General features: G+C 63.9%; 10 protein-coding genes. 4 read left to right on the top strand and 6 right to left on the bottom strand.

Translation table 11 applies throughout. The features are described 5' to 3' along the window. Nucleotides 1-78: 78 nt before the first annotated feature. From CV1CTNOD_RS18350 to CV1CTNOD_RS18340, 3 genes are read right to left on the bottom strand one after another with little or no spacing between them, the layout of a single operon-like run. Nucleotides 79-312, bottom strand: coding sequence for a hypothetical protein (locus CV1CTNOD_RS18350; RefSeq protein WP_131787255.1), 234 nt, complete (start codon nt 310-312; stop codon nt 79-81). A 44-nt stretch (nt 313-356) separates the two neighbouring features. Further along, nucleotides 357-812, bottom strand: a complete 456-nt coding sequence (locus CV1CTNOD_RS18345) for a nitroreductase family deazaflavin-dependent oxidoreductase (protein WP_131787254.1) — start codon at nt 810-812, stop codon at nt 357-359. Between the two features lie 22 nt (nt 813-834). After that, nucleotides 835-1782, bottom strand: a complete 948-nt coding sequence (locus CV1CTNOD_RS18340) for an alpha/beta hydrolase family protein (protein ID WP_131787253.1) — start codon at nt 1780-1782, stop codon at nt 835-837. Nucleotides 1783-1912: 130 nt separating this feature from the next. Here CV1CTNOD_RS18340 and CV1CTNOD_RS18335 point away from each other — a divergent pair, with 130 nt between their 5' ends. Next, nucleotides 1913-2317: a MerR family transcriptional regulator gene (locus CV1CTNOD_RS18335; protein ID WP_131787258.1), complete on the top strand. Its 405-nt coding sequence runs from the start codon at nt 1913-1915 to the stop codon at nt 2315-2317. A gap of 1558 nt (nt 2318-3875) precedes the next feature. After that, nucleotides 3876-4106 carry an endonuclease domain-containing protein gene (locus CV1CTNOD_RS28425; protein WP_431607136.1) on the top strand — a complete coding sequence of 77 codons (231 nt, stop codon included), beginning with the start codon at nt 3876-3878 and terminating at the stop codon, nt 4104-4106. A gap of 576 nt (nt 4107-4682) precedes the next feature. Here CV1CTNOD_RS28425 and CV1CTNOD_RS18325 read toward each other — a convergent pair. The 3 genes from CV1CTNOD_RS18325 to CV1CTNOD_RS18315 all read right to left on the bottom strand — a co-directional run bounded on the left by CV1CTNOD_RS18325 (nt 4683) and on the right by CV1CTNOD_RS18315 (nt 7899). Beyond that, on the bottom strand, nt 4683-5840 hold the full coding sequence (locus CV1CTNOD_RS18325) for an AlbA family DNA-binding domain-containing protein (RefSeq protein WP_131787251.1): 1158 nt from the start codon (nt 5838-5840) through the stop codon (nt 4683-4685). 143 nt (nt 5841-5983) lie between these two features. Next, nucleotides 5984-6511 (bottom strand): flavoprotein, encoded by a 528-nt coding sequence (locus CV1CTNOD_RS18320; protein WP_131787250.1) that lies wholly within the window; start codon nt 6509-6511, stop codon nt 5984-5986. Further along, complete coding sequence (locus CV1CTNOD_RS18315) at nt 6511-7899, bottom strand: hypothetical protein (RefSeq protein WP_207386537.1); 1389 nt, start codon at nt 7897-7899, stop codon at nt 6511-6513. The genes CV1CTNOD_RS18320 and CV1CTNOD_RS18315 overlap by 1 nt, the downstream gene beginning before the upstream one ends. Nucleotides 7900-7953: 54 nt before the next feature. On the opposite strand from CV1CTNOD_RS18315, the gene CV1CTNOD_RS25840 reads away from it, so the two are divergent. Together CV1CTNOD_RS25840 and CV1CTNOD_RS18305 are read left to right on the top strand one after the other, a co-directional pair. After that, entirely contained in the window at nt 7954-8403 is a 450-nt protein-coding gene (locus CV1CTNOD_RS25840; RefSeq protein WP_207386536.1) for a hypothetical protein, read from the top strand. Next, on the top strand, nt 8400-8743 hold a 344-nt coding region (locus CV1CTNOD_RS18305), incomplete at its 3' end, for a hypothetical protein (protein ID WP_131787247.1). The genes CV1CTNOD_RS25840 and CV1CTNOD_RS18305, both read left to right, overlap by 4 nt.

The following is an 8743-nucleotide window of genomic DNA, read 5'->3' as shown; positions in this document are numbered from 1 at the left end:
CCTCCCGGCCGGGCGCGGGTTGGATAGATACATCCGCCCTGCCCGGCCGGCAGTCAGCGTTCCTTCGCTTGCTCGACCTCAACCGGTTTCCACGGTCGTGTCTGTGGGCAGGATGCGGAGAAGCTCGTCGATCTCGTCGTGCGATCCGTGGGCCTGCGTCATCGCCTGAGCGGCGGCAGTAGCCGCGACCTTGGCGACCTGAACGATCTCGACGGCTCCGTTGGCGACGTGAAGGTCAAAGGTCAGGCCGGTGGCCTTGCTGAGCTTCGCCAGCGTTTCGAGCCGTCGAGAAGGGATCGCTCGGTCATCCACCGTCCGAGTCGGCGTCGGTTGTCGGCCATCCCTGCCTGCGTTCGTCAGTTCATCCGGGTGAGGCGCAGCACGGGGATCGTGCGGGTCGTCATCTTCTGGAACTCGCCGAGAGCAGGGACCATCGTCAGGATGTCCGCCCAGACGGCATCCCGTTCTTCCCCCGTGATCTCATTAACCACCACGGAGAATGTCTCGGTGCTCACCTCGACGTCAGTCCGCGGGTTTGCCATCAGGTTGTGATACCAGGCGGGATTCTTCGGTTCCCCCTCGTGGGAGGCGACGATGACCATACGCCCGTCTTCCTGCGGGAAATACATCATGGGCGACACGCGCTTCATACCCGTCTTCGCCCCCACGTGGTGGACGAGGATGATCGGTGCGCCCTCGTAGGGGCCGCCAACGCGTCCCCCGTTCGCCCGGAAGTCCTCAATGACCTGCTCATTCAGGTTCGGGACGTTCGCCAGGTCCTTGAAGTCCTTCACGTCGCGCAGGTTTGTCATGACACTCCTTGGTTCCTCTGCCTCACTTGGATTCGATCCGGCCCAGCGGGTTGCTGCTTTCCGACAGGGTCTTTTGCGCCGCCGGCCAGATGGAATCATCAATGCCGAGCGCATGGCGGAGGTAGGCCCAGGTGAGCCACTGGATCAGGGCCACCCGTTCGGGGTTCTCGTCCGTTGTTTCCCTGGCGTCGTAGCCGGTGATTCCGCCAAGCGAGTGTTCTGCCCCGAACAGGGTGAGCAGGCTCTTGCTGCCAGGGCTCAGGAAGTACGGGTCCGTCATCCACTCCGGCCCCCGGACGCTCAGCGGGAGGTCATCGTGATCCCCCGCGACCACGAGGGCCGGCCTGGCCATGTCCGCGAAGCTCGGGTTCCTCAGCCACGGGAAGTTCTCGGCCGCGAACGGCGTCAGGTCGGCCCCGCCCCGCCCGGCCGTGGCGAACAGCACGCCCGCTGTGATCCGCGAGTCGGACAGGTCCTCCGGCTCCTTGCTCTCCGGACCCGGGACCCGCAAGCCCAGCAGGATGCCCGCCGTCTGGCCGCCGAAAGAGTGCCCAGCAGCGGCGATACGGCTCCGGCCCAGGCGCCCGGCCAGGCCGGGAACGGCGGCTTCCAGGAGATCAAGATGATCAAGAATGCGCTTCATGTCCTCAACCCGGAAACGCCACAGCCGTGGCGTGCGGGGATCGCCGGGCTGAAGGCCCACGGTCCTGGAGTCGAGATGAGTGGGCTGAATGACCGCGAAACCGTGAGCAGCCCAGAAGTCGGCCAGCGGGCCGTAGCCGTCCAGCGACGATCCGAAGCCGTGGGAGAAGACGACAACAGGCAATTCCCGCCCGGTCACCGGAGCTGACACCCGCACCAGGAGGCCCTGACCCCGGCCCGGGGCCGGTACCTTTACCGGTTTCACCGAGACGATTGGAGCGGGTGCGTCAAGGGCCGTGTTCGTCATCGTGACGCCCGTTCCGGTCATTAAAGATCTCCCTCTCGGCCATTTCGCGGCTGATATGGCGTACGGGTGCGCAGCCTTCGGTGAGATACGCTAGAACCTGACACTGATGTCAGAGGCAAGAAGCGTGACCCAGGTCATACCAGGGGGAACGGTGCGCATCGGCGAACTCGCCGCCCGAACAGGCGTCAGCGTCCGAGCGCTGCGGTACTACGAGCAGCAGGACCTGCTGGCCGCCGAGCGCAGCCCCGGCGGCCAGCGGCACTTCCCGGACAGCGCGGTCGACCGTGTCCAGCTGATCCAGCAGCTGTTCACCGCTGGGCTGCCGAGCAAGTCGATCGTGGACTTGCTGCCATGCGTCGTGAACGGCCGGGCCACGCCAGAGCTGCTTGACCGGCTCTCAACCGAACGGGATCGCATCGACCAGCAGATCGCCGATCTGGTCAACACCCGCGACAGGCTCGACAGTCTCATCAGCAACGTCACCGCGAACTGGCGAACAGGAAAACGCTGCCGACCCCAGCGACCGCATGACGACCGGCCGACCCGGGCATGCTGAGATGGCGTTGAGCCGCAACCATGGCTCGCGTGAGCGGCGGCCACGTCTTGAGGCGCGAACACGCTGAGCCGATCTATGGGATCAGATGTCACTCACAGCAGCCGCTGGAGGGTCGCCGGGCGAGGAGCATTGTTCCGTACGAACCGGCAAACGAGGCGGCCCACCTGCCTGTTGGCCTACCTCCGACCGTCCCGACTGATAGCTCTAACCTATTCGTCCAGGTCAGACGCTAGCTACGGAACGTGGTGGGGCGGGTGGGTGGGACTCGAACCCACGACCGACGGATTATGAGATCTTCGGATACTCCTCTGTAGTCGTCCACAGTCGTCCGCCGGTCCAGGTCACGCCCAATGCGGATTCCGCTGGCGTCCGGGCTAGTCCGCCGTTGTCCGCTGGCTTGGCTGCCATCCTGGCTGCCAACGGATGATCGATCCGTCTGCCGGCGTCGGCTGCGCTCCGGTTTGCGCGTCGTCGGCGCCCCGACGGCGACAGCTCCTGAGCTTTCGAGTAAACCCGCACTGCACGACACGGACCGGTGCCGACCGCGCCTTCCTCCTTGGACCGCCACGGGATCAGTACCACCAGGCCCAACGCCCAATCAAGATTGGGCGACGAGAAATCCACGGAAAGGCAACTATCGCTGTCACATCTGGCCCACTGACACCGCTGTATCGAGATAAATGGCCTTGCTGTAGCATCCTTGATCATGGCAATCAGAATGAAATGTTCGTTCGAAATTTGTGATCGAGAATCAACACACGGAGATCTCTGTCAGAGCCATTACAATCAGAGAAGAAGAGGAGTCGAGCTGACGCCTCTTCGACCCCTCATCGGGCAAGTAAGGGGCTGCACATTCGAAGGAAGGTGCGACCGCCCGCACCTTGCCCAAGGACTCTGTCGCGGACATTATGGTCAGAAACGCGCCGGCAATGATCTGACGGTACTCCCGGCCGCGAAGGAAGAAACTTGCACATTCGATGGCTGCCTGCGCCCGCTTTACGCCCGCAGGCTGTGCAGTGCACATTATCAGCAGCTCAGAAAATCCGGCTCACTGTCGCCCCTATACGACTGGGTTATCCAACCTGATGATACGTGCAACGCCTTGTCTGACTGCGAGCGACGTCCGGTCTCGGCCGGCCTTTGCCGTTCCCACCACGAGCAGAGAAAGCGGGGACTACCATTCACGGCTTTGCGACCGCTAACCTCGCCCGCCGACAAGTGCCTGGGGCCCGAGTGTGTGCGCAAAGCAGAGAGTGCTGAGCAGCTTTGCAAGTCACATGGCATGATGCAGCGACGCGGCCAGACGCTAGCGCCCCTGGTACAACGCACCAGTCCCGAGGAAGGTGCAGAACTTATTGGGCGCGGCGTGTACTGGTGCACCTTCTGTCAACAAGAACTACCCTTGTTAAGGTTCACCTTGGATGGCCAACGCCGGCTGCCGCGAAGTGCCTGCAAACTCTGCCTAGGAATCGACACGAGAGCCAGGAAACATCAACGCTCATTCTTGGATATTCATCAGCTCTTCGAATTCCAAGGTTACAAGTGCGCGATCTGCGGGATCAGCCATCAAGACGACGCCGGACTTCACCTTGATCACGATCATCGATGCTGCCCCAAGAAGGCCGAGTCGTGCGGGAAATGTATTCGTGGACTGCTTTGCTGGGGCTGCAACGGAGGAGTCATCCCTTGGTACGAGCGCATCCGTGGAACTGAGGAACCCTACGCACCTCTGGAGAAATATCTGGAGAAACCTCCTGCAAGGGCGCTCGGTCTAATCGAGTTTTTTTAGGTTGCCACCGGTTAGAATGCGCGGCTTTGGTCGGGGTCTCTTCCGGTTCATGGTTAGATTTCTCCGCGAGGACCAAGTTACCTCCGGGCTGGTTGGCGGCTGCGGCCGTCCGCAGCGACGTCGCAGTTGCGAGGCAGCGAGATGCAGACTGAACCATTTGTCAAAGTGCTCTAGGACCTGAAAAAACTTCTCAACGATGCCGCCGCAACCAATGGGATGGCCGAGATGGGGTTGAAGCTCATTCCCGAAAGTCTTGCGAGAGTTCCACCCTCCCCGGAGAACCCGGACCCTATCTGTCACTTTGGTATCGGTGATCCCAATACCCCTGAACTCCTACTCGTATGCAGCCTGGAGGTTTTCGGAGCTTATTAGGCAGATCGCGCCAGGAGGGCCGATTGGGGCGGCCCTAGGCCCAATGCCGTTTAGCTTGTGTCGATCTTGATTCTGGTTGGTCACGCGGCGCGTGGGGCGAGTGGGTGGAGTCGGACTGTGGCGGGACCCGGGTGGCGGATCGAGGCGGGCTCGTCGTGCTTCTTGACGCGGTAGCTTCCGCGTGCGGCTATCTCAACGGCTGACCTATTCAACAGACTTTTGGGAGCGGAATACTCTGCCTGCAATGAGTGCATGTAGCTCGCGACCCGATACTGGCCGTATACCTGCATAGCTGCGAAGTGGGATCATGAACGAGGATCCCATGCCTTTTCCTTCGATGGGCGCACCCTCCACAATAAAAGGCTTAGATTCATCCGCTTGAGGAGGAATGTCGATAAGTAGAATATCTCCCGAACCTGCCGATACCTGGTGCACCGTCAATCCCGAGACTGGAGGGTAAAGGCGCGCGGCGAGGTGGTCATGCATCCTTTGAACTAGGTTTGCAGGCAAGTTTGGGAAAGGAGTCATCTTATGAATTACATCAAGCCCGCCGCGCTTTCTTGTTCGGTAGCCAAGCGCCAGAACGCCGCCTGATGGAGAGTTTGCAAACTGTGCAACATCTTTGGCGAACTCGATCTTCCCTCGATCGCTATTGAAGTCGTATATCTCCGACTTAGCATCCAGCCATTCGTTCTCCGCCACACCGACTAGCGCTTCTGGATATCCGGATTCCACTACGCGAACTACTGCGCTGCGCCCTATCTTGCGGCGATCTCGGGGCAGTTGAGCCACGAGGTCGAGAACCTCCGCTGCCTCCCAGACATTTGCAAGGCGAATATGAGGAGAGTCGAGCATCGCTCCAATATCCCAAAAGTATTCGCCGCCATCGCTTTCGGCGCTCGCGCATACGGACTTCGCTCGAATCCTTTCAAGTGCCTCCACAGAGTCGGCGCGCATCAGTTCGGATGATTCGTCTCCTTCTCGCCTTAGTAGGAGACAGGCAAACTCGATGTGGCCGCATTCATGCAAGTAGACCAGACAAAACGGCCAACGCGAGCCGCTGGAATTCTCGGTTTCAGAGGCGATTGTTATCGTCAAATACGGGTTGCCCCGATGGCGTTCCTCCCGAATCTGACAGTCGGGATTGCCCGTCATCAGCTTATCGCCCCGTGAAAGGACGAATACTAAAAAGTCTTGTACAGAAAAATCGTGGAGAAGGGTCGGCTTGCAGTCGATAGTCCATTCGACCGTTGACCGCTCTATTCGTGTCGCAAAAAATTTTTCCCCGTTCTCCGAAGTCAAGATGATGTCATGCGCATTGCCTCTCTCGGCGACCGTCTCGATTCGGAAAATGTGCGTCACGAAGGGAACTGTACCAGAGTCTTAGGTATTAGATTGCGAATTACTCGCGTTCTTAAGCGGGATGACGCGACGCGCCGGCGAGCATGGCCCGCCAGGGCCACGCGCAGCCGTCGCGCGGCGCAGGCTCGCGCCGCTCCTTGATCCTAAACAGGTAGATTCGGCAAAGCAGCGAAGACTGGTTCCCAGAGGAAAACGTCGGTTCTCTCCGTCGGGCGGATGATGTTGGTCGGCAGAACGGTCACGCCGTACTCGTCGAGAAGCCGGATGCTGTGATCGAACGCCGGATGCGCGGTCAGGGTGTCCTTGGCATAGGGGGCGACGACGACCGGCAGACGCAGCCCGATCGCCTCGTGGAGCACGCCCAAGGCGGCGTTGTCGCTGATCCCGGCCGCCCACTTGTTGACGGTGTTGAACGTGGCGGGCACGACCGCGACGGCATCAGCCGGTGCCGCGCGCGGCTCGTCCGGATGCCGGGGCCTGGCCAGCACCAGACTCCCACTTACCCGGGTCAGGGCATCGACGTCGAGCCAGTCGGCGGCGGTCGGGGTGAGGACGACCCGCACCGACCATCCCAGGTTCCGGGCCTGGCGGACGAAGCCGTCGATCTGACGGGCGGGCGGTGCCGCGCACACCACCGCGTAGAGCACCGGTGAGCCGGCCTCGGTCGGCATCAGGCGGCGATACCAGCCCGGTCAGCTACCCCGCGCAGGACCGGGAGCGTCGACCCACGGGCCCGCCGCAGCATCGTGCCCACCACCTCCCGGGCCTGGGCGTGGAACCGCAGAACCTGCGGCGCGAGACGTTCGATTTCCAACACGTGCACGGTGGCCGTGGCGTCGTCCCGCAGCCGGGCGTGGGCGTCCGCGACCTCGACGTGGACCTGTGCGCGCCGGCCCACCAACGACGACGGGAGCGCACTCGTGTCGATCCGGTTACCGATCTCGACGGCGCCGGTCGGTGCGTCGCACACCAGCGACACTCCCAGGGCGTGCAGCGCCACGTTTGTCGGCCCGAACCCGGACCACAACCGGTTACCGTCCCCGCCCAGCCGCTTCGCGTCCTCGGCCGCACAGGCGAGTCTCCGCCTGGCCTCGGCCCGGTCCTCTCGGTATGCGGCGGTCATCGCCGCGAGCAGGAACAGCGCGCCCCGCGCGGACAGGAAATCCGGGCTGTGGCCATCACCGGTACGGGTGAGCGTTTCGGCGGCCTGCAGGCTGATGCGTTCCGCGTCCTGCCACCGTCCGGTCTCGTGGAACACGCAGGCGATCTGCCGGTGGGCGGTGGCGGCGAGAGCGGGCGCGTGCGCGGTCAGGGCGGACTGTGCGGCCCGGTCCGCGCAGACCCAGGCAAGATCATGATCCTTCAGTTTGCTCGCGAGTTTCGCCGCCGCCAGGTAGGTGACCGACCGGGCGGTGTGGAGGTCTTCGGCGCGGGCGAACGCCGGAACCTCGACGATCAGACCGTCAAGGTCGGTCACGGCATCGGGGAGCAGCACCGCTGCCGCGTCGTACTCGGCTGCCTGGTAGCGGCGATGGGCCTCCCGGGCCGCACACTCCAGCTCCATGACACCCGTCGGAGTCGGCTCGTGGGCATGCCGCCATCCCGCCGGCGTGGTCACCGCGGCCCGCAGTCGGTTGAGGATTTCCGGGCGTTCAGCGGAGACGGTGGCAGCCCCGGCCGTCGTGCCGGGCACGGGTAGGGCTGCGGTGGCGCTGACGACCGCTGCCGCGCGGAGGAACTGTTGCCGGTCGACGTCCGTGCCTCCGTTCGCATTCCGTGCCGGGCGGTGGAAGCCGAGGTCCCGGTCGGTCTCAACCCGCAGGATCGCCCGCAACGCCTCCCGGTAGCACCGCTGCGGCCAACGGATGACCCCGCGTTCCAGCTTGCCGATGTAGTTCCCGTCCACCTCGGTGATACGGCCATCCCGGTGGAACGTCCAGCGGTTCACCCGCTCGGCCAGCTCCTGCCGCGACAGCGGCTCCCCCGGGATTTCGGCAGAACCGGTGCGCAGCCGGGCGGCGCGCAACTGCTCGTTCGATGACACCGCAGCCCGTCTCACAGCGTAAGCGTACAAGTGCGGACACGACCTGACGGGTCTTTGTACGGCGCGGGCGTGCGGACTTCCGATCCTCCCCCGGTATCCCCCGAGTATCCCTCCGGGATCTCCCACGGTGAACGTCCCGACGGGGAGACGAACGCGATGAACTTCCGGCAGCGGCTCCAGCCCCGGGCTGACAGCGGTCCCCCGGCACGGCGCCGCACCTCGCTGGTTCCGGGCGGGTGCCTTCCCGGGCCACACACGGCCCGCCCGGAACCAGCCCTTCTCCTTCCCCGACCCACGGAGGCGATACACGTGCACGACAAACAGGCGTTGTACGGGCTGGTCAGGTTCGCCGGGGCACACCAGCGACAGGTCACGGGCATCGTGCTGGTCTTCGAAAACGCCGCCGCGGCCGACCAGTTCGCCCGCACAGCGGGCATCGACGACTACGCGGTCGGCCCCGTGGAATTCCTCGCGACCACCACACCGGCCACCACCCACCAAGCCGAAGCCAACCGGTGACCGAGCAGAACCTCCCCCGGACCGTGGCGGCGCTACGCGCCTACGCCCTCGCCGTCCTCGCCCGCGACGCCGCCTACGACCGCCACCCCCACGGCGACCCCGTCCTGCTCACCACCGACATGCGCCGCGGCCTGCACGCCGCCCTCACCGCCACTCCCTCACCCCTGCGGACCTCCGGACCAGCCACCACCCCCGGGGAACAGACCGCCTTCCACGCCGGGATGCGGGCCGCCCTGGATGCCGTCCATACCGCCATCGCCACCGCGCTCGGCCCCGACCAACTCCGCAACCGCCGGCGCGTCCACACCCGGCAGGCCCGCCCCTGCACCACCCCGCGGAC

The organism is Protofrankia symbiont of Coriaria ruscifolia (assembly GCF_900634745.1).
GTDB lineage: Bacteria > Actinomycetota > Actinomycetes > Frankiales > Frankiaceae > Protofrankia > Protofrankia californiensis.
Note: the sequence above shows the minus strand (reverse complement) of the source record. Positions and strands in the feature narration are given on the sequence as shown.